Annotated in this window: 24 protein-coding genes; 16 read left to right on the top strand and 8 right to left on the bottom strand. The window is 64.2% G+C overall.

Annotation, left to right across the window (positions count from 1 at the left end; translation table 11 throughout):
• Window positions 1-9 precede the first annotated feature (9 nt).
• From N7E70_RS17835 to N7E70_RS17820, 4 genes are all read left to right on the top strand, one after another.
• On the top strand, window positions 10-1,080 hold the full coding sequence (locus N7E70_RS17835) for a phosphotransferase family protein (RefSeq protein WP_263007156.1): 1,071 nt from the start codon (window positions 10-12) through the stop codon (window positions 1,078-1,080).
• Between the two features lie 12 nt (window positions 1,081-1,092).
• A complete protein-coding gene (locus tag N7E70_RS17830) occupies window positions 1,093-1,863 on the top strand; it encodes an SDR family NAD(P)-dependent oxidoreductase (protein ID WP_263007155.1) in 771 nt (256 codons plus the stop codon).
• Window positions 1,864-2,095: 232 nt separating this feature from the next.
• Window positions 2,096-3,301: an acetyl-CoA C-acyltransferase gene (locus N7E70_RS17825; RefSeq protein ID WP_263007154.1), complete on the top strand. Its 1,206-nt coding sequence runs from the start codon at window positions 2,096-2,098 to the stop codon at window positions 3,299-3,301.
• Between the two features lie 70 nt (window positions 3,302-3,371).
• Entirely contained in the window at window positions 3,372-3,971 is a 600-nt protein-coding gene (locus tag N7E70_RS17820; RefSeq protein WP_263007153.1) for a VOC family protein, read from the top strand.
• 53 nt (window positions 3,972-4,024) lie between these two features.
• Here N7E70_RS17820 and N7E70_RS17815 read toward each other — a convergent pair whose 3' ends face one another.
• The 4 genes from N7E70_RS17815 to N7E70_RS17800 form a co-directional block, all read right to left on the bottom strand.
• The gene (locus tag N7E70_RS17815; protein ID WP_246340694.1) at window positions 4,025-4,762 is read right to left on the bottom strand and encodes a TetR/AcrR family transcriptional regulator; all 738 of its coding nucleotides are present in this window, start codon (window positions 4,760-4,762) and stop codon (window positions 4,025-4,027) included.
• A gap of 172 nt (window positions 4,763-4,934) precedes the next feature.
• The gene (locus N7E70_RS17810; RefSeq protein ID WP_263007176.1) at window positions 4,935-5,816 is read right to left on the bottom strand and encodes an SDR family NAD(P)-dependent oxidoreductase; all 882 of its coding nucleotides are present in this window, start codon (window positions 5,814-5,816) and stop codon (window positions 4,935-4,937) included.
• Between the two features lie 5 nt (window positions 5,817-5,821).
• Window positions 5,822-6,700 carry an SDR family NAD(P)-dependent oxidoreductase gene (locus tag N7E70_RS17805; RefSeq protein ID WP_263007152.1) on the bottom strand — a complete coding sequence of 293 codons (879 nt, stop codon included), beginning with the start codon at window positions 6,698-6,700 and terminating at the stop codon, window positions 5,822-5,824.
• Window positions 6,701-6,816: 116 nt separating this feature from the next.
• Window positions 6,817-7,299, bottom strand: coding sequence for a nuclear transport factor 2 family protein (locus tag N7E70_RS17800; RefSeq protein WP_263007151.1), 483 nt, complete (start codon window positions 7,297-7,299; stop codon window positions 6,817-6,819).
• A 126-nt stretch (window positions 7,300-7,425) separates the two neighbouring features.
• Between N7E70_RS17800 and N7E70_RS17795 the strand changes: the two genes are divergently transcribed.
• Together N7E70_RS17795 and N7E70_RS17790 are read left to right on the top strand one after the other, a co-directional pair.
• The gene (locus N7E70_RS17795; RefSeq protein WP_263007150.1) at window positions 7,426-7,839 is read left to right on the top strand and encodes a nuclear transport factor 2 family protein; all 414 of its coding nucleotides are present in this window, start codon (window positions 7,426-7,428) and stop codon (window positions 7,837-7,839) included.
• A 37-nt stretch (window positions 7,840-7,876) separates the two neighbouring features.
• Entirely contained in the window at window positions 7,877-8,737 is an 861-nt protein-coding gene (locus tag N7E70_RS17790) for an SDR family NAD(P)-dependent oxidoreductase (RefSeq protein WP_263007149.1), read from the top strand.
• 41 nt (window positions 8,738-8,778) lie between these two features.
• Here N7E70_RS17790 and N7E70_RS17785 read toward each other — a convergent pair whose 3' ends face one another.
• Window positions 8,779-9,546: an SDR family NAD(P)-dependent oxidoreductase gene (locus N7E70_RS17785; protein WP_263007148.1), complete on the bottom strand. Its 768-nt coding sequence runs from the start codon at window positions 9,544-9,546 to the stop codon at window positions 8,779-8,781.
• A gap of 187 nt (window positions 9,547-9,733) precedes the next feature.
• Here N7E70_RS17785 and N7E70_RS17780 point away from each other — a divergent pair, with 187 nt between their 5' ends.
• From N7E70_RS17780 to N7E70_RS17735, 10 genes are all read left to right on the top strand, one after another.
• Window positions 9,734-10,870, top strand: coding sequence for an acyl-CoA dehydrogenase family protein (locus N7E70_RS17780; RefSeq protein ID WP_263007147.1), 1,137 nt, complete (start codon window positions 9,734-9,736; stop codon window positions 10,868-10,870).
• Entirely contained in the window at window positions 10,867-12,042 is a 1,176-nt protein-coding gene (locus N7E70_RS17775; RefSeq protein ID WP_263007146.1) for an acyl-CoA dehydrogenase family protein, read from the top strand. Before N7E70_RS17780 ends, N7E70_RS17775 begins: the two co-directional genes overlap by 4 nt.
• A 38-nt stretch (window positions 12,043-12,080) precedes the next feature.
• On the top strand, window positions 12,081-12,614 hold the full coding sequence (locus N7E70_RS17770) for a nuclear transport factor 2 family protein (RefSeq protein WP_192316452.1): 534 nt from the start codon (window positions 12,081-12,083) through the stop codon (window positions 12,612-12,614).
• A 46-nt stretch (window positions 12,615-12,660) separates the two neighbouring features.
• On the top strand, window positions 12,661-13,425 hold the full coding sequence (locus N7E70_RS17765) for an SDR family NAD(P)-dependent oxidoreductase (RefSeq protein ID WP_067962093.1): 765 nt from the start codon (window positions 12,661-12,663) through the stop codon (window positions 13,423-13,425).
• A gap of 129 nt (window positions 13,426-13,554) precedes the next feature.
• Window positions 13,555-14,622 carry an NAD(P)H-dependent flavin oxidoreductase gene (locus tag N7E70_RS17760; RefSeq protein WP_263007145.1) on the top strand — a complete coding sequence of 356 codons (1,068 nt, stop codon included), beginning with the start codon at window positions 13,555-13,557 and terminating at the stop codon, window positions 14,620-14,622.
• A 14-nt stretch (window positions 14,623-14,636) separates the two neighbouring features.
• A complete protein-coding gene (locus tag N7E70_RS17755) occupies window positions 14,637-15,395 on the top strand; it encodes an enoyl-CoA hydratase family protein (RefSeq protein WP_067962089.1) in 759 nt (252 codons plus the stop codon).
• A gap of 20 nt (window positions 15,396-15,415) precedes the next feature.
• Window positions 15,416-16,216 carry an SDR family oxidoreductase gene (locus N7E70_RS17750; RefSeq protein WP_263007144.1) on the top strand — a complete coding sequence of 267 codons (801 nt, stop codon included), beginning with the start codon at window positions 15,416-15,418 and terminating at the stop codon, window positions 16,214-16,216.
• 2 nt (window positions 16,217-16,218) lie between these two features.
• The gene (locus tag N7E70_RS17745) at window positions 16,219-16,677 is read left to right on the top strand and encodes a MaoC family dehydratase (protein ID WP_263007143.1); all 459 of its coding nucleotides are present in this window, start codon (window positions 16,219-16,221) and stop codon (window positions 16,675-16,677) included.
• Window positions 16,678-16,710: 33 nt separating this feature from the next.
• A complete protein-coding gene (locus N7E70_RS17740; protein ID WP_192316445.1) occupies window positions 16,711-17,346 on the top strand; it encodes a nuclear transport factor 2 family protein in 636 nt (211 codons plus the stop codon).
• Window positions 17,318-18,457, top strand: coding sequence for an NADH:flavin oxidoreductase (locus N7E70_RS17735; protein ID WP_263007142.1), 1,140 nt, complete (start codon window positions 17,318-17,320; stop codon window positions 18,455-18,457). Before N7E70_RS17740 ends, N7E70_RS17735 begins: the two co-directional genes overlap by 29 nt.
• A 137-nt stretch (window positions 18,458-18,594) precedes the next feature.
• Here N7E70_RS17735 and N7E70_RS17730 read toward each other — a convergent pair whose 3' ends face one another.
• From N7E70_RS17730 to N7E70_RS17720, 3 genes are all read right to left on the bottom strand, one after another.
• A complete protein-coding gene (locus tag N7E70_RS17730; RefSeq protein ID WP_154386524.1) occupies window positions 18,595-19,662 on the bottom strand; it encodes a helix-turn-helix transcriptional regulator in 1,068 nt (355 codons plus the stop codon).
• 406 nt (window positions 19,663-20,068) lie between these two features.
• Window positions 20,069-21,286, bottom strand: a complete 1,218-nt coding sequence (locus N7E70_RS17725; RefSeq protein WP_263007141.1) for an ABC transporter substrate-binding protein — start codon at window positions 21,284-21,286, stop codon at window positions 20,069-20,071.
• Window positions 21,287-21,414: 128 nt separating this feature from the next.
• A complete protein-coding gene (locus tag N7E70_RS17720) occupies window positions 21,415-22,665 on the bottom strand; it encodes a multidrug effflux MFS transporter (protein ID WP_263007140.1) in 1,251 nt (416 codons plus the stop codon).
• Between the last annotated feature and the right edge of the window lie 110 nt (window positions 22,666-22,775).

Raw genomic sequence — 22,775 nt, 5'->3', positions numbered from 1 at the left:
AGGCGCGCCATGGATGCCAGCCGTTTCGTCGGCACCGAGCCGCTCGCCGCCGACAGCAAGATCGACGTCGCGCGGTTGCACGCCTATCTCAAGGCCCATATCGACGGTTGCGAGGGCGCGCTCTCGGTCGAGCGCTTCCGCGGCGGCCAGTCCAACCCGACCATGCTGCTGTCCTTCGACGGCAGGCGCAAGCTGGTGCTGCGCAAAAAGCCCGACGGCAAGCTTTTGCCCTCGGCGCATGCGGTAGACCGCGAATTCCGCGTCATCAGCGCCTTGCGCGACAGCGACGTGCCGGTCGCCGGTGCCCGGCTGCTCTGTGACGACGAGAGCATCGTAGGTGCGATGTTCTACGTCATGGATTTTGTCGAGGGACGCTCGTTCTGGGCGCCTGCCTTGCCGGAGCAATCGCCTGCGGAGCGCAAGGCGATCTACATGGAGATGAACCGCGTTGCAGCGGCGCTGCACACCACCGACTACAAGGCCCCCGGACTCGAGGATTTCGGCAAGCCGGGAGATTATGTCGCCCGTCAGGTGGCACGTTGGTCCAAGCAGTATCGGGCGTCCGAGACCGAGACCATCGAGGCGATGGACCGGTTGATCGACTGGCTGCCCGGCAACATCCCGCCTGAGACCGCCACGTCGCTGATCCATGGCGATTTCCGCATCGACAACATGATCTTCCACCCGACCGAAGCGCGGGTGCTGGCAGTCGTCGACTGGGAGTTGTCGACGCTGGGTGAGCCGATGGCCGACTTCGCCTATCACATGCTGACCTGGCGCCTGCCAAACCAGCCCTATCGCGGCCTGGCCGACCTCGACATTGCCGGCCTTGGCATTCCGGACGAGCGCAGCTACCGCGATGCCTATCTCAAGGCGACTGGGCAGGCAGGCGTGTCGGATCGCGATTGGTACGCCTATCTCGCCTACAGCCTGTTTCGCGTCGCCGGCATCCGCCAGGGCATCATGAAGCGCGTGGTCGACGGCAATGCGGCCAGCGCGCACGCTCGCGAGGCCGGCGCCTTGGCGCGGCCGGTGGCCGAATTCGGCTGGCATTATGCCGAACTGGCGATGAAATCATAAGGGAGGATGGACATGAGCGGACTGTATCCGGCCGAAGGAGCGGCCATCGTCATCGGTGGCAGCGGCGGCGTCGGCGCCGAGATCTGCCGGGTGCTGGCGCGCGACGGTTGCGACGTGGCCCTGACCTATCACAGCAACCAGGCCAAGGCGGAAGCTGCAGCCGAGGCCGTTCGCGGCGAGGGGCGCAATGCCTCCATCCACAAACTCAACATCGAGGATGTCGAGGCGACCCGCGCCTTCATCGACGGTGTGGCGGAAGCCAATGGCGGCATCCATACGGTGGTCTATGCCGCCGGGCCGCTCGTACCGCTGATCCATCTCAGCAAGATTGAGCCCGAGCAGATGCGCAAGCACCTGATGCAGGACGCCTTCGGCTTCTTCAACGTGGTCCACTACGCCATCCCGCATCTGCGCAAGACGCGCGGTTCGATCGTCGCGTGCCAGAGTTCGGCGCAATATCGCTTTGCCGCCGCCGACGGCCTTTCGGTGGTGCCGAAATCGGCGGTGCATGCGCTGATGAAGGGCGTCGCAAAGGAAGAGGGGCGCTACGGCATCCGCTCCAATGGCGTAGCGCTCGGCATCATCGAGACCGGCCAGCACACGGAACTCAGCAAGCTCGGCTATATCGACGACAAGTACATGCAGGCGGCGGCGATGAACACACCGCTGCGCCGCAACGGCAAGGCCATGGACATCGCGGAAGCGGTGTCGTTCCTGGCCTCCAGCCGCGCCGGTTTCATCTCCGGTGAGGTCATCAATGTCGACGGCGGCTATCACGTCTGATCGCATCTGTGGCGCGGGTTCGGTTGCCCGCGCCGTTGCCTCTTCCGCATCGGCCGTTCGCAATCGATGCGTGTCATGGACCCGCCGTTAGTCTTTTCAGACGATGTTCGGCCGCCCCGTCGCTCCTAGCAAGTAGTTGGAAAACTTCGGTTCCGGGCGCTTCGCAGCAGAAAATATCCTCTGCGTTGCCTGCCTGGTTCCCTGCCGACAACAACTGTTCTGGAGCAATCCTTTGCGCGAAGCCGTCATCGTTTCCGTCGCCCGCACCCCCATCGGCAAGGCCTTCCGTGGCGCCTTCAACGACACTGAAGCACCGGCGCTGTCGGGCCACGCGGTGCGCGAGGCCGTCATTCGTGCCGGCATCGCCCCCGACGCCGTCGAGGACGTCATTATGGGCTGCTCGGCTCAGCAGGGCACGCAGGGCTACAATATCGGCCGCCTGACCGCAGCGGCCGCGGGACTGCCTGACAGCGTGCCCGGCATGTCGATAGACCGCATGTGCTCGTCGGGCCTGATGGCAGTGTCGATCGCGGCCAAGCAGATCATCGTCGACGGCATGGAGACCATCGTCGCCGGCGGCGTCGAATCGATCAGCCTGACCCAGAACAAGCACAAGAACAGCTATCGTTCGCGCTCGCAGGCCGTGACCTCACAGTGGCCGCATATGTACATGACGATGATCGAGACCGCCGAGATCGTCGCCCGCAAGTATGGCGTCAGCCGCGAGGCCCAGGACGAATTCTCGCTCGCCAGCCAGTTGCGTACCGCTGCCGCCCACCAGGCCGGCCGCTTCGACGACGAGATCGTGCCGATGGCCTCGCGCAAGATGGTGGTCAACAAGGACACCAACGAGACAAGCTTCCAGGACGTGACGCTGGCTCAGGACGAGGGTTTCCGCGCCGACACCAATCTCGAGGGTTTGGCCAAGCTGAAGCCGGTCTTCGCCGACGGCGAGGTGATCAGGCTGGGCGAGTACGTGACAGCCGGCAATTCGTCGCAGCTGTCGGACGGTGCTGCTGCTCTGGTGGTCATGGAGGCAAAGCGCGCCGAACAACTCGGCCTCAAGCCGCTGGGCGCCTATCGCGGCATGGCGGTCGCCGGCTGCGCGCCAGAGGAAATGGGCATCGGGCCGATCTTCGCGGTGCCGAAGCTGTTGCAGAAGCACGGCCTCAAGGTCGACGACATCGGCCTTTGGGAACTCAACGAAGCCTTCGCCAGCCAGGCGGTCTACTGCCGCGACACGCTCGGCATCGACCCGGAAAAACTCAACGTCAACGGCGGCGCCATCGCCGTCGGCCATCCGTTCGGCATGACCGGCGCGCGCACGGCCGGCCATGTGCTGATCGAGGGTCGGCGCCGCGGTGTGAAATACGGCGTCGTTACCATGTGCGTCGGCGGCGGCATGGGGGCTGCCGGCCTGTTTGAAATCTTCAACTGATCGCACAGAGTAGGGATATAGGAGCGCTCTTCGTCCCAATGGACGCACGGCGCTCCTTTGGGAGGGGACGATGACCGATCTCGGAATTGCACAGGGGCTCAAACCCATTCTGGGGCCTGCAACCCAGCTCGGCTTTGTCGTCCGCGACATCGAAAAGGCGATGCGCCACTGGATCGATGTTCTCGGCGTCGGTCCATTCATCTTCATGGAGCGCGGCGTCAGCCAGCCCGTCAGCACCACCTGGCATCGCGGCCAGCCGGTCGAGGTCGAGCTCAAGCTCGCCTTCGGCTACATGGGTGATGTGCAGATCGAGCTGATCGAGCAGACCAACAACGCCTCGTCACCCTACACGGACTTCCTGGCGGCCGGACGTGAGGGCCTGCAGCATCTGGGTTTCTGGGTGCATGACCATGCCGAGGCGACGGCTCGCGTCGAGGCTGCCGGCTATGAGCGCGACTACGAAATCCGCGTCGCCGGCCAGGACCAGTCGATCCTCTATTACCGCTCGCCTGACCTCTACGGACCGATGCTGGAGATCGTGCCGCCGATGTGGCGCCGATCGCGCCAGGCGGTGCTGGACCATATCCGCGCCTACGCCGGCACGCATCCGATCATCCGCTTCGACACCTACAGCGCCTTCATCCAGCATGCCGGCGTGACGTTCGACTGATTTCGCTGAAATTGCTGTCAGCCGCGGCCGTCGGAACAACCGGCGGCCCTTTGCTATTTGACCAGCTTTTCCAGCTCGTCGATCTGCTGGCGCAGTCCCGAGATGGTCTGGCGCACGGCTTCGGCATCGCGCGGCTGGTCGTGATGGGCACGCAGGCCGGCCAGAGCCATGTCGGCAATGATCTCGCCGATCTCCTGCGGTGTCTTGGCGCCTGATGGCGAGTACCAGCGCGATGTCCAGTTGGCCATGCCGATCACCGCGAAGGCGGTGACCTTGGGATCGACAGTGCGAAACTCGCCTGACGTGATACCGTCGGAGATGCAGCGGACGTAGAAATCATAGATGTGGCGACGGCCCTGGTTGTAGAGCGGACCGAGCGCCTCGGGGATCTGGGTTTCGAGCCGCGACAACAGGATGAAGCGCGAGCCGGAAGACAGGCGGCGGACGATGCCGTCGACGATGGCGCGGCGCAGTCGCTCGGTTGGCGACAGGCCGGGCTCGGCCATCAGCTCCTGCAGCCGGTGTGACGGCGTCAGCGCTTCTGACTCGACGAGTGCTGCCAGCATTTCTTCCTTGTTGCGGAAGTAGTGGTAGACGGCCGAGCGGCCGAGGCCGAGCGCCTGGGCGATGTCGTTGATGCTGGTCTGGACGTAGCCCTTGCTGTCGAACAGCTCCGCGGCGATGTCGATCAGCTGTTCGCGCACCAGCTCCTTGCGCGGATTGGTCGACGCGCGGACCGAGCCGTCGCGATCGAGATATTCTGCGCCTGCGCTGCCATCCATCTGTGCCATACGCGCCATCCTGCTCAAATCAGCAACTCCACTCTTTGGATGTTCGACGCTGCGTTCGACAACCGGGGGTCGAATCGCCCAAAGCCCAGGCTACTGGCCGGATCGAATATAATACGCTTCGCGTTTCTGTAAGCCTGCCGCGATGCAGGATTTTCGTCGTCAGGCGTCAGTGTCATGATCTGGCTTCACCGGCCTCGCCGGAGATCGGCCGATAGAGCGGAGCACCGAACAGCGGGCGGCGCGATTGAGGCAGGCGTCCATCGGCATCGATGACGCCATAGCGGCTAGCCAGTTCGGTCGAATAGAAGGTGCCGCCGCTGAGCGTCATGGTGTCGCCGGCGGCATGGATCGCCGCCAGCACACGGCCGATGAAGAACGGCGTCTCGATATGCGGCAGGTTGCCGGCAGTGTCACCGACGACGCCACCTGCGGCGATGCCGGCAAGCGTGCGCTCGGTGCCGATCAGGCCTGGCCACAGTGAAATCGCGGCGACGTCGAAGGGGCGCAATTCGTGCGCCATGTCGTGGGCCAGCTTGTCCTGGCCGGCCTTGCCGACGCCGTAGGGCAGGCTGTGACGGTAGATCTTGCCGCCGGGGCCGGAGGTGTTGGCGATCAGGCCGGAGCGCTGGCGGACCATGATCGGGGCGGCGAAGTGGCTTGCCGCATAGCTCGATCGCAGCCCGACATCGATCATGTCGCGCCAGAGCGACAGTGGGCGCTCCCAGAAATTGCCGTCCGGTACGGCCCAATCAGGCATGGCGAAGGCATTGTTGACGAGCAGGTCGAGACGTCCTTGCTCTGCGTCGACGCGCTTGAACAGGGCCTCGGTCTGGCTGTCGTCAAGGTGATCGCAAATGGCAACGATGCCCTTGCCGCCGGCCTGGTCGATCGCCTCGGCAGTGTCGCGGACGGTTCCGCCCCATGGGCCGATGGCCTTACGATCGCTGCGGCCGGTGCAATAGACGATGAATCCTGCTTCGCCGAGCGCAATCGCGATGCCGCGGCCGAGACCGCGGCTGGCGCCGGTGACGACGGCGACCGGCCTGTGTTCCATGCCGCTCAATTGGGTTTCCTCTGGTAGCCGAGACCGAGCGGCTGCTGGTTGCCCACCAGAGCCCCGGCGAAAGCCTCGGCAACCGCCCCGTAGCTCCAGTCGCCTTCCAGAACCGGATCGGCGATCAGCGGATGGGTGACGAAGGACAACTGTTTGCCGGCGATGCGGACGACCTGACCGTTGATCTTCTCGGCGGCGTCGGAAAGCAGAAAGCTGACGACCGGCGCGTTGACGTCGGCGTCGGGCAGGGCGGCGTAGTGCACCTCGCGGCTCGCTGCCTGCTCGGCCATCAGCGCCTTGTTCTGGGCGGCCATTGCGGTTTCCGCCAGAGGCGACAGCGCGTTGACACGCACGCCGGTGCCACGCAGTTCCATGGCCCAGCTGTAGGTAAGGGATGCCACCCCGCCCTTGGTGGCGCCATATCCGCCAAGGGCGACGTCACCGGCCTGGGAGCCAGAGGCGACATTGATGATCGAGCCGCCCGTGCCTGCGGCGAGCATACGCCGGGCTGCATGGCTGGCACAGGCGGCGGTGCCGATGAGATTGATCTCGACCATGCGGCGCATGTCCGTCTCGGTGAGGTCGAGAATCTTGCCGATGCGGAGAATGCCGGCATTGTTGACGACGCCTGTGATGGCGCCGAAAGCATCGATGCAGGCGTCGACCAGCTCTTGGGCATAACTCCAGGACGAGATGTCGCCGGTATGTGCAACGGCCTTGCCGCCCGATGCCACGATCGATTCGACCGTCGACCGCGCGGCGTCGACGCTGATGTCGTTGACGACAATCGCTGCACCAAGGCTTGCGGCATGGCGCGCATAGGCGGCGCCCAGCCCGGATCCGGCACCGGTGATGACCACCGACTTGCCCTGAAGTGTATTCATTTCGTGTCCTCCCAGCCGGCCACCCTGAACGGACAAGCTCAGGCGGACATCCCACGTTCGGACGATGCCAGCGCAGGCGCCTGCTTGGGCCTGAGGACTGCCGTAAGCCGGTCAGCTCAGCCTTTCACGCTGCTCGACAAAAGGTCGCGCGCTTCGGGCTGGCCGTTGAGCAGACGGTTGATGCGATTCTGGACACGCCAACCTTCTGACGTGCGGACGAGTTCCCAGCGATTGGCACTGGCGCGTTCGACGCGCCAGTGGTCGCCCTGGTTGAGGTACACACGCGAGTAGCCGGTGGCCACGGCCCTGTCTCCGTTGACGGTGACGTGGGGCATGCTCAGCACGTGGGCGCAACCATCGGCGACGTAGTGGATATGCGGTTCGATGTTGACAAGCGAACCGACATTGTCGGCACCGACGAGCGGATCTCCACCGAAATCATATGCACCAGCTTCGGCCCAGAGCGAAGCGGTGGCACTGCCGGTGCGGCTGTCGACCGACGGGCCATAGGTGGCGATCAACTGATAGATGGCCAACTGGTCTTCCAGTCCTTTGATGCGCGCTTCCAATGCCGCAAATCGCGCTTCGATATCAGACATTTCCCGTCCTCCGCTGCCGTTTGTCGGCTCATAGCTGACCCACTCGACGCGTCCGCCATCGTTCGTTTGGAGGATGAAGGCATTTTCGTCTGACGCGACGGTGGCCGGACATCAGGGGAGGATGGGATGGATCTTGCAGAGCGGATCGCCGCCGAACACGAATGCGCCAAGCTGGTGCAGCGTTATTGCGTGCTTGTCGACGACTACAGGCACGAGGAGCTGGTCGCGCTGTGGGCGCCTGACGGCTTGTGGGAGACCTGGAAAGGGCCACTCAGAGGCCATGCCGAAATGAGCGCCTATCTTGACGCCAAGGCGCAGACCGACACCACGATCCACATGGCGCACAACATCGTCATCGATGTGATCGATGAAGACAATGCGAGCGGCGTTGCGACCTTCACCTATCACGGCACCAGCCGCAACGATCCGAAGGCGACACTGCCGCGCGTGGTCGGGCGCTATTTCGACCGCTTCGTCCGCACCACTAATGGCTGGAAGTTCGCCCACCGGCGCACCGACATGACTTTTCGCGCCGGCTGAAGAAAGCCGCCACTCCATTTGAAATGAAGAGACTGACATGACAGACACCTCACTCGCCGGCATGGCCAACTCCCTTCTCGGCAAGGTCACTCTGATCAGCGGCGCCGGCGCCGGAATTGGACGCGCCATCGCGCTGGCCTTCGGCCGCTGCGGAGCCATCGTGGTCGTCGCCGAGAAGGACCAGGGTCGCGCCGACAAGGTGCGGGCCGAACTCGATGCCGCCGGCGTCTGCAACATCGTCCTCTGCGCCGACGTCACTGACGCGGCTGCCGTTGACAAGGTGATCGCACTGGTCAGGGACGGCTTCGGCCGGCTCGACGTGCTGGTCAACAATGTCGGTGACTTCCTCGGCGTCCATAAGCCGTTCACTGAGACGACGCGCGAGGAGTGGAACGCGCTCTACGGTGTCAACCTCGAGCACATCTTCCTGATGACGCATGCCGCACTGCCACTGCTGCGCCGGGGTGAGAGCGCCAGCATCATCAACATCTCGACCATCGAGGCCTTCCGCGGCATTCCCAACTTTGCCGTCTACAGCGCATTCAAGACCGCGATCACCGGCTTCACCAAGAGCCTGGCGCTCGAACTCGCGCCTGAGAATATCCGGGTCAACGCGATCGCGCCTGAGACGACCGAGACAGAGCAGATCCAGATCCTGAAATGGATCCCGGAAGAGCACCAGCACATGATCAAGCGCTGGATGCCGCTGGGACGCTATGGACAGCCTGACGATACGGCGGGCGCTGCACTGTTCCTGGCATCGCCGCTGTCGAGCTGGATCACCGGTACGACCATCAACCTCGACGGCGGCGCGCTTGCCGCCGGCGGATGGCGTCAGACGGCCGACGGCACGTGGACGAACAGGCCAGTCATCACCGCGCACGCCCACAAGGGCTGACATCAGGCGCCGGCGTCAGGCCCGGCGCGCCTTCTTGGCGTTCAACCCACGGTCTGGGCGCCATCGACGACCAGCATGGCGCCGGTGACGAAACAGGACTCCTCGGAGGCCAGATAAGCGAAAGCGCTGGCGATGTCCTCGGGCTCGCCGCTTTCCTTGCCGGCAAGCTTGGGCGGCTTGACCATGATGTCGGGGTCCTGGTTCTCGATCGGCTGCAGCCCGGTGCCGATCTCGGTACGGACGCGGCCGGGGCAGATGGCGTTGAAGCGTACGCCCTTGGGGGCGTACTCCGTCGCCAGCGATTTGGTCATGGCGATGATGCCGGCCTTGGATGCGGCATAGGCTGCGGCATAGGCGATGCCCTGCACGCCGGCGGTGGACGCCGTTGAGACGACATTGCCGCGCGAGGCGACGAGTGCCGGCAACGCCTGATGTACGATGTGGAAAACGCTCTCGAGGTTGATGCCGAACACCAGCGACCACTCTTCGCCGGTCTGGTTGGCGAAATGATCGCGCCGGTAGATGCCGGCATTGTTGATGAGACAATCGAGGCGGCCGTGCAGCGCCAGCGCGTCATCGACCATACGGCGCGCCGAGGCGGTGTCGGCTGCGTCATAGGCGGTGGCGTCGGCGCGGACACCGTATTGCGCGGCCGCGGTGGCGCAGACCTGTCTTGCGCCTTCGACATTGCGGTCGGCGAGGATCAGTGTTGCCCCCTCGGAGCCCAGGCGGAGGGCGGTCGCGCGGCCGATGCCGGATGCGGCGCCGGTGATCAGCACCACCTTGTTGTCGAAACGCTTGAGCGCCATAGTCTCCTCCAGTGCAATGCGCGACCGCTTCGCGCCGGCCGTCTCAGGCGAGTAGACTAGGGCGGGCCAAGCACCAGCATCCCACATTTGGACGATGTTGCTGGCGCTGGCCGGTGGCATCCGGCATGAAGCGCTTTGCCACTTCAGGCGCAGCGGCGCCGCTCCAATCCGTGCCCGACAGGACCGCATGCTCGAATTCACACCAGACCAGCAGATGATCCGCGAGGAAGCCCAGCGCTTCCTGCGTGAACAGTCTTCTTCCGAGGCGATCCGGCTGATCGTCGACACCGGCGCGAGCCATGACGCCGGGCTGTGGGCCAGCATTTCGCGTGAGCTCGGCTGGTGCGCGATGGCTGTCCCGGAAGAATTCGGCGGACTGGGGCTCGGCGCCACCGAGGTGGCAATCCTGATGGAACTCACAGGTGCACGCCTTGCCTGCGTGCCATTCTGGTCGACGGTGTGCCTGGCGGCACCACTCCTGCAGTCGGCCGGAAGCGAGCCCGCCAAGGCGAAGTATCTTGGCGCCATAGCCGCGGGCGAAATGGCCGTGACCGTCGCCTATGCCGATCTTTCAGTGGCCGATCCGGCGGCGACGGTTGCGGTCAAAGCTCTCAAGACCGATGGTGGCTACAGGCTGGACGGCAAGGTCGCGCAGGTCATCGACCTCGAGGCGGCCGATATCGTGCTTGTACCGGCAGCGCTGGAAGACGGAGCGACGGCGCTGTTTGCGCTGGCGCGCGACGCAGGACAGTCAGTTGCGCCACTCGAGGTACTTGATCGGACGCGTCCGGTAGCTGCACTCGAACTGGCCATGGAGGTTTCCGCCGAGAGCCGTATCGATGAAGGGTGCGTCAGCGCCGGCCAGTTCCGCGAGGCACTCGCTTTTGCCAATCTCGGACTTGCCGCCGAACAACTGGGCGCGGCGCAAGGCGCGCATGAGGTGACGCTTGCCTACATCGCCGAGCGTGTTCAGTTCGGCCGCACCATTGCCTCGTTCCAGGCGATCAAGCACCGCTGCGCCAAGCTGGTGGTCGAAATTGCCGAGGCGCGGTCGCTCATCTTCGGAGCCGCTCAAGGTCTGGGCATTTCCGACGCAGCAGAAAGCGCGCTGGAGATCGCTGGGGCGCGCGTGCTCGCCTCCGACCTGCAGTTCCGAGCCGCCGAGGAGGCGATCCAGCTGCATGGCGGCGTCGGCTTCACCTGGGAATACGACCCTCATCTCTATTTCAAGCGGGCGCAAGCGAATGCCGCGCTGCTTGGCGCGCGTGAGGCGCAACTCGACCGCATTGCCGCATCTGTCTTCGGTGACGGAGGTGTGAAATGAGCGACCTGAACGCCTTCCGCACAGAGGTGCGCGACTGGATGGCAAGCCATCTCAGCGGCACGTTTGCCGAACTGAAATATCGCGGCGGTTCGGGCGAGGGCGACGTCCTGCCGGAACTGCGCAAGGAATGGGAGCGCGAACTCGCCGCCGGCCGCTGGACCTGCCCGGGCTGGCCTCAAGAACATGGCGGGCGTGGCCTGTCGGTCGCCGAACAGGTCGCGTTCCAGGAAGAATACAGCCGCGCCGGCGGTCCCGGTCGGATAGGCCATATCGGCGAGGGCTTGATGGGGCCGACGCTGATCGCTTTTGGCACGGAGGAGCAGAAGAAGCGCTTTTTGCCAGGCATCCGGAGCGGCACAGAGTTCTGGGCCCAGGGTTATTCCGAGCCGAGCGCCGGTTCGGATTTCGGCAATATCAAGACCCGGGCCAGGCTCGACCCTGCAACAGGCGATTGGGTCGTGTCGGGCCAGAAAGTGTGGACCTCGCTGGCGCATCTGTCCGATTGGATCTTTGTCGTGGCGCGCTGCGAGGAAGGCTCGGTCGGCCGAAATGGCCTGATCTTTCTGCTCATGCCGCTCTCCCAGCCGGGCGTCGAAATCCATCCGATCAAGCAGATCGGTGGCGGCGCCGAGTTCAATTCGGTGTTCTTCGATGGCGCGCGTGCCAAGGCTGATGATGTTCTGGGACAGCCCGGCGACGGCTGGAAGATCGCGATGGCGCTGCTCGGTTTCGAGCGTGGCATTTCGACGCTCGGCCAGCAGATGAGCTTCCAGCAGGAACTCGACCTGATCGTCGAGATATCAAAGGAGAACGGCTCCGACCGCTCGCCTGCCATCCGCCAACGCGTCGCCTATGCCTGGACCGGCCTGCGCGCCATGCGTTACCTAGCCATGCGCGTACTGAGTGACGACCAGTCGCCGGAAACGCGGCGCGAGGCGCTGACCTACAAGTACCAGTGGTCGAACTGGCACCGCGACCTTGGCCGGCTCGCCATGGACGTGCTGAAGATGGATGCCAACGTCGTTTCAGACGATCCGCGCCGCGAACGCCTGCAGCAGATGTTCCTTTTTGCGCGCGCCGACACGATCTACGGCGGCACCAACGAAATCCAGCTCAACATCATCGCCGAGCAAGGGCTCGGCATGCCCAGGGAGCCGCGCGGCAAGCTGTAACAGGCAAGGACGCGCCTGGGCCAGGGAGGAAATTTGGCATGGGCATCAGGGAGGCGGATCTTCAGGAGATCGCGGCGCGCGAGGCGCTGCGGCGACTGGTGACGGCCTATTCGCGCGCCGTCGACCGGCGCGACTTCAAGCTGTTGCGCAGCCTCTATCACGACGAAGCCTACGAGGAGCATGGCGACATGTTCGTGGGCGGGCCGGACGACTATATGGCCTTCGTCGAGAAGGCGCTGTCGAACTATGCCGCGACCGCGCATTACGTGGTCAACACCAGCTTCGAGGTCGATGGCGACCGCGCCGAGGGCGAGGTCTACAAGATCAACTATCACCGCACCCATGGCCCCGACGCTCATGAAGTGATCACCGGCAGCCGCAGCCTCGACCGCTACCGGAGGGATGGCGGCGAGTGGCGATTTCTCGGTCGCTCGATCACGCTCGACTGGTCGACCAGGCGAGTCGTTGACGCCGATGCCTACAAGGATTTCGCTGCCGGCAGCCCGCCTGGCCAGCCGGGACCCGACGACCTGTCCTACCGGGCCCTGACGCTTTTCGGTCGTCATGGCTGACATCCAAACCAGTTCACAGACCAGGACTTCCTGAGGGAGCGAAAGCATGACTGACCAGAGACAATTCGCCGGCAAGATTGCCGTGGTGACCGGTGCCGGCAACGGCATCGGCCGCGCCGCGGCAATTGCCTATGCCCAGGAAGGTGCCGATGTCGCGATCCTCGACCGCGAAGCCGCGGCACTGGCCGAAACCGCCGAACTGGTGCGCGCCCACAAGGTCAAAGCGCTGCCCCTGGTCGGCGACATGATGGATCAGGAGGTCGTCGCCGAGAGCTTTGTCCGCATCAAGCGCGACCTCGGGCCGGTCGACATGCTGCTCAACAACATCGGCCAGACCGCGCGGGAAAACTATTCCGAGTTCTGGCAGGCCAAACCCGAGACGCTGCAGTTCGTGATCGGCGTGTCGCTGATGACGACGCTGACCTGCACACGCCAGGTGGTCGAGGACATGCGTGAGCGCCGCTCAGGCAAGATCGTGTCGATCTCGTCGGACTCGGCGATGAACGGCGACATCGGTACCGTCGATTATGCTTCGGCCAAGGCCGGCGTGCTCGGCTTCACCCGCGCGCTCGCCCGCGAACTCGGGCCGTTCAAGGTCAACGTTAATGCCGTCTGCCCGGGCCCGACCAATACGCGCGCCATGCAGCGCATCCCCAAGGATGCCTATGAACGTGCCAGGAACATGATCCCGCTCGGTGAACTCAGCGAGCCGGAAGACATTGCAAATGCTGTGATTTTCCTGTCGAGCGAAAAGTCGCGCTTCATCACCGGCCAGACCTTGATGGTCAACGGCGGACGCGTCTTCTACTGATCGTATTCGTTAGTTCATTCAGACGATGTTCCGCTTTGTGCGGCGCATCATTTGAAACGAGACAGTGCGATCGCCCTTCTGCCATTGGCCGATGGCGGTCGCCGGAACTTCCAGCGAGCGAGAATGTCCATGAACCTGCATACCGTCTTGTGCGAACGCCTCGGCAGCCGCTATCCGGTGGTGCAGACGGCCATGGGCTGGGTGGCCGATGCAAACCTCACCGCCGCGACCTGCAATGCCGGTGGCTTCGGTTTCTTCGCGGGTGCCACCACCGAACCGGGCGATGTCGAGAACCAGATCCTCGCGATCAAGTCGAAGACCGACCGTCCGTTCGGCGTCAATTTCCATATGTTCCAGCCCAATGCCGAGGAAGTCATCTCGGTGGTCATCAAGCACAAGGTGCGGGCCGTCAGCTACGGCCGCGGTCCTGACGCCAAGACGATCAAGCGGCTGAAGGATGCAGGCGTCGTCTGCATGCCGACGGTTGGTGCGGTCAAACACGCAGTCAAGGCGGTCGAACTCGGCGCCGACATCATCACCGTCCAGGGCGGTGAGGGGGGTGGCCATACCGGTGCTGTGCCGACGACCATCCTTTTGCCCCAGGTGCTCGACGCCGTGAAGGTTCCGGTGGTTGCGGCCGGCGGCTTCTTCGACGGGCGCGGCCTTGCTGCAGCTCTCGGCTATGGCGCCGCCGGAATCGCCATGGGCACGCGCTTCCTGATGACCAACGAATCGCCGGTACCGCGCTCGGCGCTGGATCGCTATCTCGCGACCAAGGACCCGACACTCATCCGCACGACCACCGCCGTCGACGGCCTGCCGCAGCGCTTCATCGAGAATGCCGAGATCAGGCGCCTCGAAAACATGAGCCTGCCGGCGCGCCTCGCCATGAGCATGAAGTACGCACGCCAGTGGGGCAAGGAGAGCGGGCTTGGCCCGATCGCCATGGCCAAGCTCGGCCTCAAGGTGCTGTCGAGCGGCGAGAACAGCTTCGCCCAGACCGTGATGGCGCCGAACCTGCCGACGCTGGTGCAACGCGGCGTGGTCGAAGGCAACACAGAAACCGGCCTGCTGCCTTCCGGCCAGGCCGCAGCCATGATCGACAGGCTCGAAAGCTGCGAAGAGCTGATCGCCCGCATCGTCAGCGAGGCGGAAGCGCGGCTCAAGGCCATCTCGGCGCTCGTCGCCGCCAATTGAGTGGAGAGAATTCGATGAGCGACCAATTCTGGACCAAAATCGAGGACGGCATTGCCGAACTGGTGATCGAGAACGCGCCGGTGAATGCGCTCGACAGTATCGGCTGGCGCAGGCTTTCGCAGGAGATCGACGCGCTCAACGCCAATGCCGATGTCCGCGTAATCGTCATCCGTGCCGAGGGGCGGGGCTTTTGCGCCGGCGTCGACATCAAGGAACTTCAGAAGCACCCGGAGCGCATTCCCGAAGTGAATGCCGGCAACTGGGAAACCTTCCGCGCCATCCATCGCGGCCTGAAGCCGGTGATCGTGGCTGCCCATGGCTACATCCTCGGCGGCGGCATCGGCATTTGCGGTTCGGCCGACATCGTCCTGTGCTCGCCTGACGCGACCTTCGGCGTGCCAGAGGTCGACCGCGGCGCGCTCGGCGCCGGCGCGCATCTGCAGCGCCTGTTTCCGGTGCAGAAGGTGCGCCAGATGTATTTCACCGGCGAGCCGATCGACGCTGCGGAAGCCTATCGCCTCGGCGCGGTCGAGAAGGTGGTGCCGCGCGAGGAGCTCCGAGATGCCGCCCTCAAGCTCGCCAAGACCATCGCCGCCAAGAGCGCGATCATGATCCGTCTCGCCAAAGAGGCGCTGAACGGCATCGAGGATGGCGATCTCGAGAAGAAATACCGCTGGGAGCAGGGGTTCACGGCCCAGGCCTATCTCACCCAGGAATCGCAGGAAGCGCGCGACGCCTTCGTCGGCAAACGCGACGCCGACTTCAAGAAGTAACCAGATCAGGACGCCCGGACATGACCGCCACCAAGATCCTTCCCGCCCCGCCCTATGTCGAAGGCCATGGCCTGCTCAAGGGCCGTTCGGTGCTCATTACCGCGGCTGCCGGCGTCGGCATCGGCTTCGCTGCAGCCCGCAAGGCGATCGAGGAAGGTTGCCGCGCCATCATGATCTCCGACGTCCACGAACGGCGCCTGGCGGAAGCGGCCGACAAGCTGCGTGAACTCTCGCCGACCGTCGAGATCTACAGTCAGCTCTGCAACGTCACCGACGAGGAGCAGGTGCAGTCGCTCGTCGATGCGGCTGAAGACAAGCTCGGCGGCATCGACGTGCTGATCAACAACGCCGGTCTCGGCGGCCTCAAGCCCGTCGTGGAAATGACCGACGCCGAATGGAACCTGGTGCTCGACGTCACCCTGACCGGTACGATGCGCATGACGCGCGCCGCACTCAAGAAGATGCAGCCGCGCGGCAAGGGTGCCATCGTCAACAACGCCTCCGTGCTCGGCTGGCGCGCTCAGAAAGGCCAGTCGCACTATGCCGCGGCCAAGGCCGGAGTCATGGCCTTCACCCGCTGCTCGGCGGTGGAAGCAGCCGAATACGGCATCCGCATCAATGCCGTGTCTCCGTCGATTGCCATGCACGACTTCCTCAAGAAGTCGGCGCCACAGGAACAGCTTGACGCGCTGACCAGCCTCGAAGCCTTTGGCCGCGCAGCGGAAGTGTGGGAAATCGCTAATGTCATGATGTTCCTCGCCAGTGACTATGCCGGCTACATGGTCGGCGAGATCGTCTCCGTCTCCAGCCAGAGGGCCTGATCATGGGCCTCGTCTTCTCCTCGCCCAACGAGGCAGTGGATGCCATCGGCCAGAACCTCGGATCGACCGATTGGCTCACCATCGACCAGGTGCGCATCGACATGTTCGCCGAGGCGACCGGTGATCACCAGTGGATCCATGTCGATCCGGTGCGCGCCAAGGACGGCCCGTTCGGCGGAACGGTTGCGCATGGCTGCCTGACGTTTTCGCTGATCAACGGCTTCCTGCCCGACCTGTTCAAGGCGGAGGGCATGAAGATGGGCATCAACTATGGCTGCGACCGGCTGCGCTTTCCGGCGCCGGTGCCTGTCAATTCCAAGGTGCGGGCGACGGGCGAACTGGTCAACGCCGAGTTTCTGCCGGGGAACGCCGTGCAGACGACGGTGCGGGTGACCATCGAGATCGAAGGCTCGGCCAAGCCGGCCTGCGTCGCCGACATGGTCGGCCGCTACTACTTCTGAGGCGCACGGCGCTTCGGCCACCGGAGGTTGACAATGGACAAGACTGGTGACGCGCAGGCGGAGATCCTGGCGCGACTGGACAGGCTCGAGTCGCGCGACGAGATTCGCCAGCTGATTTCCAAATATTCGTTGGCGCTCGACATGCGCGACATGAATGCGATGGCCTCGCTGTTTGCGCCCGACGTCAAGGTCGGCGGCGGCAAATCGGGCAGGGCGGCCCTGCGCGACTGGCTCGACGAGACGATGCGCAAGCAGTTCGACGGCACCTCGCATCATGTCGGCTCGACCATTATCGAGTTCGTCGACGCGGACAATGCAGTAGGCGTCGTCTATTCCAAGAACGAGCACGAATGCGGCGCCGAGTGGGTCATCATGCAGATGATGTATTACGACCGCTATGAGCGCATCGACGGCCGCTGGTTCTTCCGCCGCCGCCAGCCGCTTTACTGGTATGCCACCGACCTCAACAAGCCGCCGGTCGGCTCGCGCAAGATGCGCTGGCCGGGCCGCGAGCCCTATGAAGGCTCGTTCCATGAGCTGTTTCCGTCGTGGAAAGAATTCTGGTCGCGTTCGGGCCCTGATGAGGCCCTGCCGGAACCGGCGCCACTCGAAACCTTCATTGAAACCATGCGAAGAGGCAATGAAATCCGTGGCAACCGTGTGCGCTGAGAAGACTTCGGATGAGCTGATCGCTGACAAGCTGTTCCAGCCGATCAAGATCGGCCCCCTTGAGCTTGCCAATCGCATCGCGATGGCGCCGATGTCGCGCTATTTCTGCGCCGACGGCGTGCCGCATGAGAAGGTGTCCGCCTATTACTCGCGAAGGGCGCTGAACCAGGTCGGCCTCATCATCACCGAGGCGACCTATATCGGCCACCCCACGGCGCCGAGCTATGAGGGCGTGCCTTTTTTCGCCGGCGAAGCGGCACTGGCCGGCTGGGCCAAAGTGCGCACTGCAGTGCATGCCGCCGGCGGCAAGATATTCCCTCAACTCTGGCACACCGGCAGCTTCCGCAACTCGGCCATGGCGCCGCAGCCGGGTGTTCCGGGCGTCGGTCCATCGGAGAACACCAACGCCTTCACCGGCCATCCGGAAGCCACCAGGGCGATGACCGAGACGGAAATCCTCGAGGTGATCGAGTCCTATGCCGAGGCGGCGGATGCGGCGCAGCGGCTTGGCTTCGACGGCGTCGAGATCCACGGCGCGCATGGCTATCTGATCGACGAGTTCTTCTGGGCGACGTCCAACCGCCGAACCGACCGCTACGGCGGTAGCCGGCGCGAGCGCACACGCTTTGCGGTGGAAGTGATCGAGGCGATGCGCAGCCGCGTCGGCCCCGACTTCCCGATCTCCTTCCGCTATTCGCAGTGGAAACAGCAGGACTACAAGGCCGTGCTTGGCGAAACGCCTGGCGAACTGGCAGAGGTGCTGGAGCCGCTGGTCGACGCGGGTGTGAGCATCATGCACTGCTCGACACGCCGCATATGGGAGCCGGGTTTTGCGGCAGAGGGTGACGTGACGCTCGCCGGCTGGACGAAGAAGATCACCGGCTTGCCGGTCATCGCCGTCGGCGGCGTCGGCCTCGACCGGCCGGGGCTCAATGCGGCGGAGGCGGCTTCGCTCGACGTGATCGAGAAGCCGCTTGAACGCAACGAGTTCGACATCCTGGCTGTCGGGCGGGCGCTACTGGCCGATCCGGCCTGGGCGCTTAAAGTCCGGCAAGGCCGGGCCCACGAAGGGGTGGGCTACGCCAAGGAACAGCTGAAATCGCTGTTCTGACCAGAAAGGCGCCGTTCGCGGCGCCTTTCTTGTTGAGGGGACAAGCTTTCTATCTGCTCAGACGAAAAGGAAGCACCGGGGACTTTGTCCGCCGGCGCTTTCAGTTTGGGTCGACAGGGAGTTGGGAGGATGTCCTGTCAGGCCGCCTGGCGCGGCCCGTGGCCGAGGATGACGGCGCTGTTCAGCACCAGCCGGACCAGTTCCGTCTGGCGGGTGATGCCGCTCTTGGAGAAGATCGAGCGCAGATGGGCACGTGCAGTGTTGCGGGAGATGTCGAGCGAGGTGGCGGCATCTTCGAGCGACAAGCCGGCGGTCAGTCGGCGGGCGACCGCGGCTTCAGCAGGCGTCAGATCGAACAGCTGGCGCACGAGCTCGCCCTCGACCTCCGGGTTCGCTTCAGGATCGCGGATGTAGACAGCGACCGCCGAGTTGGCAGCGGCGGCGTTATCCTTGCTGCCGCGGATCGGGCGGACGATGACGCCGAGATTGCGCGAGCCTGACTGCTTGGTCAGCGACAGGCCCCGCGAAGTCGTGCCGGCGTCGTCGGCTGCCATCTGCAAGGCCGCCTTGACCGCAGTCTGGAAGTCGCGGTCCTCCTTGGCCGAGGTGGCGCGCAGCTTGTTGCCCTGGATCTGCAGGCCGTCGCGGGCTTCGAGCAGGCGCGTCGCCGCGTCTGAGGCGCGGACGATCTTGCCGGAATGGTCGAGGATGACGACACCGACGTAGAGCTTGTCCATGACGTCGGAGTAGAGACGGCGCTCGACCTCGGTGGCGCCCATGCGCCAGGACGTCTCGACGCCACGTGCCAACTGCGAAACAAGAATTTCGCAGACCGAGGCTGCATCGTCATCGAACTTGGTGTCCGACCGGTCGCGGAAAACCCAGAGCGTGTAGCGGGCGGTGTCGTCGGTAGGCACATAGGTGGCCGACATCGGCTGGCAGCGTTCGGAGAGATAAGCGAGCTGCGCCGGGCGAGTGAGGGCCGCGCCTGCCGTGTCGGTCATCATCTCGTCGATCTCGGTAAAGGCGTAGTAGGTCTCGCCGGTGCGCAGGCGGTCCTCAATCACCAGCACCGCGGCATAGGCGTCGAACTGCTCGCGGATCAGCTCGAGCGGGGTGCGCAGCGGCTTGCCGTTCATCAGGCTGTCAGAGACGCGGTTGAGGAAATGGCCGAATTCGACGATCGATCTGGCGTGAAAGGTCATGGCAGGAGCTCCCAAAATCCGCCGCACGGGGGCGTGCGGGACCGGTTCCCGGCTGCGCGGTGCATGCCAGGAGGTCATGAGTTCGATTGTATTGGCGAGGGCCTGGTATCGGCCCGGCGTCAGCCGATCAGGACGGCGGGAGGAAACCTCGTCGGGCAAGATGCCGGACGGACGACGATCCAGTTGTCATGCTGCGTAGGCTCGAACCGGTCATCGCGCTTCCTCCCGAATGCGAAATGATTAATATCGACAGTTATGTCATTAAATTGACACGTCGTCAAATTCGAAATGCGTTGCGTAGAATTTTTGACATGGTGTCAGTGGTGGACAAGTCTTGGGCAGAGTGCAAACGAAACGGGCCGGATCTTGCGACCCGGCCCGCACGTTCAGCAGATGAAGAAGGAAATCAGGCGCCGCAGTCGGCGCGCTCGACCAGACCGTCTTCGCGCGGCTTGTAGGGGTTCTTGACCACCTTGATCGACTCGGGCGCCGGCAGGAAGTGGCTCTTGCCGCTGGCCTGGATCGGGCCCGTCAGCATCTGGACGGTCGAGGCATTGGCCTGCAGCCAGGAAGCAATCGACTCACCGTCGGTCTTGCCCGAACCGTTGATGGCCGCTGCCAACACGATCGGCTGGATGTAGTAGGGGATCAACGCCGAGGCGCCGCCCATGCGGTCGACGTCGGCGACCTGTTCCTTGGCGCGCTTGGCGAACTTGGCGAAGGCGTTTTCGCCGACCGCATCGCTCGGGCAATAGGTCATGCCGACGAACTGCACGCTGTAGACGTCCTTGAAGGCGTCCTCACCGACCACCGCCACGTTGCCGACGGCGTAGTTGGTCATCGTCTGGTTGGCGAGAACCGGCACGTCCCAGCCGATGTCGGCGCGGTTTTCGAGCAGCTTGCGCGAATCGTCGCCGATCGAGTTGATCAGAAGGATCGCTTCGGCGCCCGAGCTGCGCATCTGGAACAGCTGCGGGGTCATGTCTTCGGTGCGGAAGGCGAATTCCTGCACCGCGGTCGGCTCGACGCCCTTCGACTTGAGGTAGTCGACGATCTCGACCACGGCAGCCTTGGACATGCCGCCATTGTCCGAAATCAGCGCCAGCTTCTTGAGCTTCAGCACGTCGATGGCGAAGTCGATGTTCGGCTTCATCTGATTGAGACCAGTGACCGAGCCCGAGAAGTGGAACGGACCAGCTTCGGGCGTCAGCTGAGTCGAGGCAGCAGAAGAAACCTGGGCGATCTTCTTTTCGCTCGCCACAGGAACGACCGGAATGGTTTCCTGGCTGGTTGCCGGGCCGACGAGCGCCTCGACCTTTTCGTTCTCGATCAGGCGACGCACTTCGGCAACGGCATGGGTCGGGTCAGTCATGGTGTCGCCGAGAACCAGCTCGGCCTTCTTGCCGAGAATGCCGCCGGCGGCATTGATGTCTTCGATGGCCAGCTTCCAGCCCACTTCGGCGGTCTTGCCGATCGAGGCGCCGCCGCCGGTCATCGACATGATGCCGCCGATCTTGACGACCTCCTGTGCCTGCGAAATACCTGCCGACAAGGCAAGGGCTGCCACCGACACCATTCCGATGGCAGTGCGACGCGTAATGGAACCATTCCATTGGAAGTTCATGCGTTTCTCCTCCGCTTACTTCGACCGACAAACAGTCACGGCCATGTGTCCGAAACATCGTCCGCTTGGACGATGGAGGGGGAGGAGCTTCCGAATTCGTTAGCGAGAGCTAACAAAAGACGCATGGTTCAGCGCGGCGGTGCCTTCCTGGTGACGACGGCCCGCGCAAGGGCAGGCTCCGGCAGCTTGCGCCAGGCCAGCCAAGCGAGCACGGCCCCCAGTGCCATCAACGGCACGACGACGGACATGCCCAGCATCGCATCGCCGAGGATACCGGCGACGACAGTGCCCAGGAGGCCACTGCCCATCTGCAGGAACCCGCTCAGCGAGGAGGCGGCCCCGGCACTGTCGGGGAAGGCGGCGACAGTCGCGGCAGACATTGCCGGCATGACGAATGAATTGCCTAGGACGAACATGGCCATAGGCAGCGCGACCGACTGGAAGGTTGGCTCGTACAGTCCGAGCAAGACCGCCATGGCAGCAGCCCCGAGGCTGCTGATCCCCAGGCCGACGGGCACCATACGATAGGCACCATAACGTGGGATGAGACTGCGCATGACAAGCGAGCCGGAAATGAAGCTGGCCGACTGGAACAGCATCGCGAGGCCGAACTGCGCCGGCGTCAGCCCCAGCCGATCCATCAGGATGAAGGGCAGGACGGTCGCCTGGGTGTAGTAGGCGCCCAGGGTGCCGGCGATGACGAGGCTGGAGAACAGGAAATAGCCGCTGCCGAGCAAATTGCGATAGGTCTTCATGACGGCGCCCAGCCGCACCCGACTCGGGTCGCGCTCGACGGTTTCGACCAGCGCGAAACGGACCGTCAGCAACGACGCCACGCCCATCAGGAACATGATCGAGAAGATGGCATGCCAGCCGGCGACTTCCATCACCAGTCCGCCGACTGTCGGCGCGATGGCCGGCGCCAACGCCAGGATCAGCGTGATGAGGTTGAGGATGCGGGCCGATTGCTCGTGGGCAAAGAGGTCGCGCACGATCGCGCGCGACAAAGACAGCCCGACTGCCGCGCCCGCGCCCTGCAACAGCCGCGACAGGATCAGCACGTCGATGGAGGGCGCGACCAGCGCGCCCAGGCTGCCGAGAAGGTAGATGCCGAGAAAGGCCAACGTCACCGGCTTGCGGCCATATCCGTCGGAGAGAGGACCACACACCAGCTGGGTGAGGGCGAAACCGGCGAAATACAGCCCGAGCGTCATCTTCACCGCCTCTTCGGTGGTGCCGAAGGCATGAACGATTTCGGGCATGGCCGGCGTGAACAGCGACAGCGAGGCGGGACCGAGACCGGCCAGCACCGCACCGACGATGGTCACGCGCCGCTCGCTCATGAGGCCGGGCTGCTGGTCTTCTCGGTCTGATGTCATGATGCTGGCCCCGGCTCGATGGATGGCAGGCGCCTGAGCGGCAGAGTGCCTGTCACCAGATCGAACCGGTGCCGGGAAAGATCATCCGTCATACGGACTAGCGCGGGGAT

It is taken from the genome of Aminobacter sp. NyZ550 (genome assembly GCF_025628925.2).
Taxonomy (GTDB): Bacteria; Pseudomonadota; Alphaproteobacteria; order Rhizobiales; family Rhizobiaceae; genus Aminobacter; species Aminobacter ciceronei.
This window is presented reverse-complemented; position numbering and strand designations above follow the sequence as displayed.

Coding starts and splice junctions, on each gene's coding strand:
- N7E70_RS17835 (WP_263007156.1), top strand. CDS start 10: ATGGATGCCAGCCGTTTCGTCGGCACCGAGCCGCTCGCCGCCGACAGC.
- N7E70_RS17830 (WP_263007155.1), top strand. CDS start 1,093: ATGAGCGGACTGTATCCGGCCGAAGGAGCGGCCATCGTCATCGGTGGC.
- N7E70_RS17820 (WP_263007153.1), top strand. CDS start 3,372: ATGACCGATCTCGGAATTGCACAGGGGCTCAAACCCATTCTGGGGCCT.
- N7E70_RS17815 (WP_246340694.1), bottom strand. CDS start 4,762: ATGGCACAGATGGATGGCAGCGCAGGCGCAGAATATCTCGATCGCGAC.
- N7E70_RS17810 (WP_263007176.1), bottom strand. CDS start 5,816: ATGGAACACAGGCCGGTCGCCGTCGTCACCGGCGCCAGCCGCGGTCTC.
- N7E70_RS17805 (WP_263007152.1), bottom strand. CDS start 6,700: ATGAATACACTTCAGGGCAAGTCGGTGGTCATCACCGGTGCCGGATCC.
- N7E70_RS17800 (WP_263007151.1), bottom strand. CDS start 7,299: ATGTCTGATATCGAAGCGCGATTTGCGGCATTGGAAGCGCGCATCAAA.
- N7E70_RS17795 (WP_263007150.1), top strand. CDS start 7,426: ATGGATCTTGCAGAGCGGATCGCCGCCGAACACGAATGCGCCAAGCTG.
- N7E70_RS17790 (WP_263007149.1), top strand. CDS start 7,877: ATGACAGACACCTCACTCGCCGGCATGGCCAACTCCCTTCTCGGCAAG.
- N7E70_RS17785 (WP_263007148.1), bottom strand. CDS start 9,546: ATGGCGCTCAAGCGTTTCGACAACAAGGTGGTGCTGATCACCGGCGCC.
- N7E70_RS17780 (WP_263007147.1), top strand. CDS start 9,734: ATGCTCGAATTCACACCAGACCAGCAGATGATCCGCGAGGAAGCCCAG.
- N7E70_RS17775 (WP_263007146.1), top strand. CDS start 10,867: ATGAGCGACCTGAACGCCTTCCGCACAGAGGTGCGCGACTGGATGGCA.
- N7E70_RS17770 (WP_192316452.1), top strand. CDS start 12,081: ATGGGCATCAGGGAGGCGGATCTTCAGGAGATCGCGGCGCGCGAGGCG.
- N7E70_RS17765 (WP_067962093.1), top strand. CDS start 12,661: ATGACTGACCAGAGACAATTCGCCGGCAAGATTGCCGTGGTGACCGGT.
- N7E70_RS17760 (WP_263007145.1), top strand. CDS start 13,555: ATGAACCTGCATACCGTCTTGTGCGAACGCCTCGGCAGCCGCTATCCG.
- N7E70_RS17755 (WP_067962089.1), top strand. CDS start 14,637: ATGAGCGACCAATTCTGGACCAAAATCGAGGACGGCATTGCCGAACTG.
- N7E70_RS17750 (WP_263007144.1), top strand. CDS start 15,416: ATGACCGCCACCAAGATCCTTCCCGCCCCGCCCTATGTCGAAGGCCAT.
- N7E70_RS17745 (WP_263007143.1), top strand. CDS start 16,219: ATGGGCCTCGTCTTCTCCTCGCCCAACGAGGCAGTGGATGCCATCGGC.
- N7E70_RS17740 (WP_192316445.1), top strand. CDS start 16,711: ATGGACAAGACTGGTGACGCGCAGGCGGAGATCCTGGCGCGACTGGAC.
- N7E70_RS17735 (WP_263007142.1), top strand. CDS start 17,318: ATGAAATCCGTGGCAACCGTGTGCGCTGAGAAGACTTCGGATGAGCTG.
- N7E70_RS17730 (WP_154386524.1), bottom strand. CDS start 19,662: ATGACCTTTCACGCCAGATCGATCGTCGAATTCGGCCATTTCCTCAAC.
- N7E70_RS17725 (WP_263007141.1), bottom strand. CDS start 21,286: ATGAACTTCCAATGGAATGGTTCCATTACGCGTCGCACTGCCATCGGA.
- N7E70_RS17720 (WP_263007140.1), bottom strand. CDS start 22,665: ATGACATCAGACCGAGAAGACCAGCAGCCCGGCCTCATGAGCGAGCGG.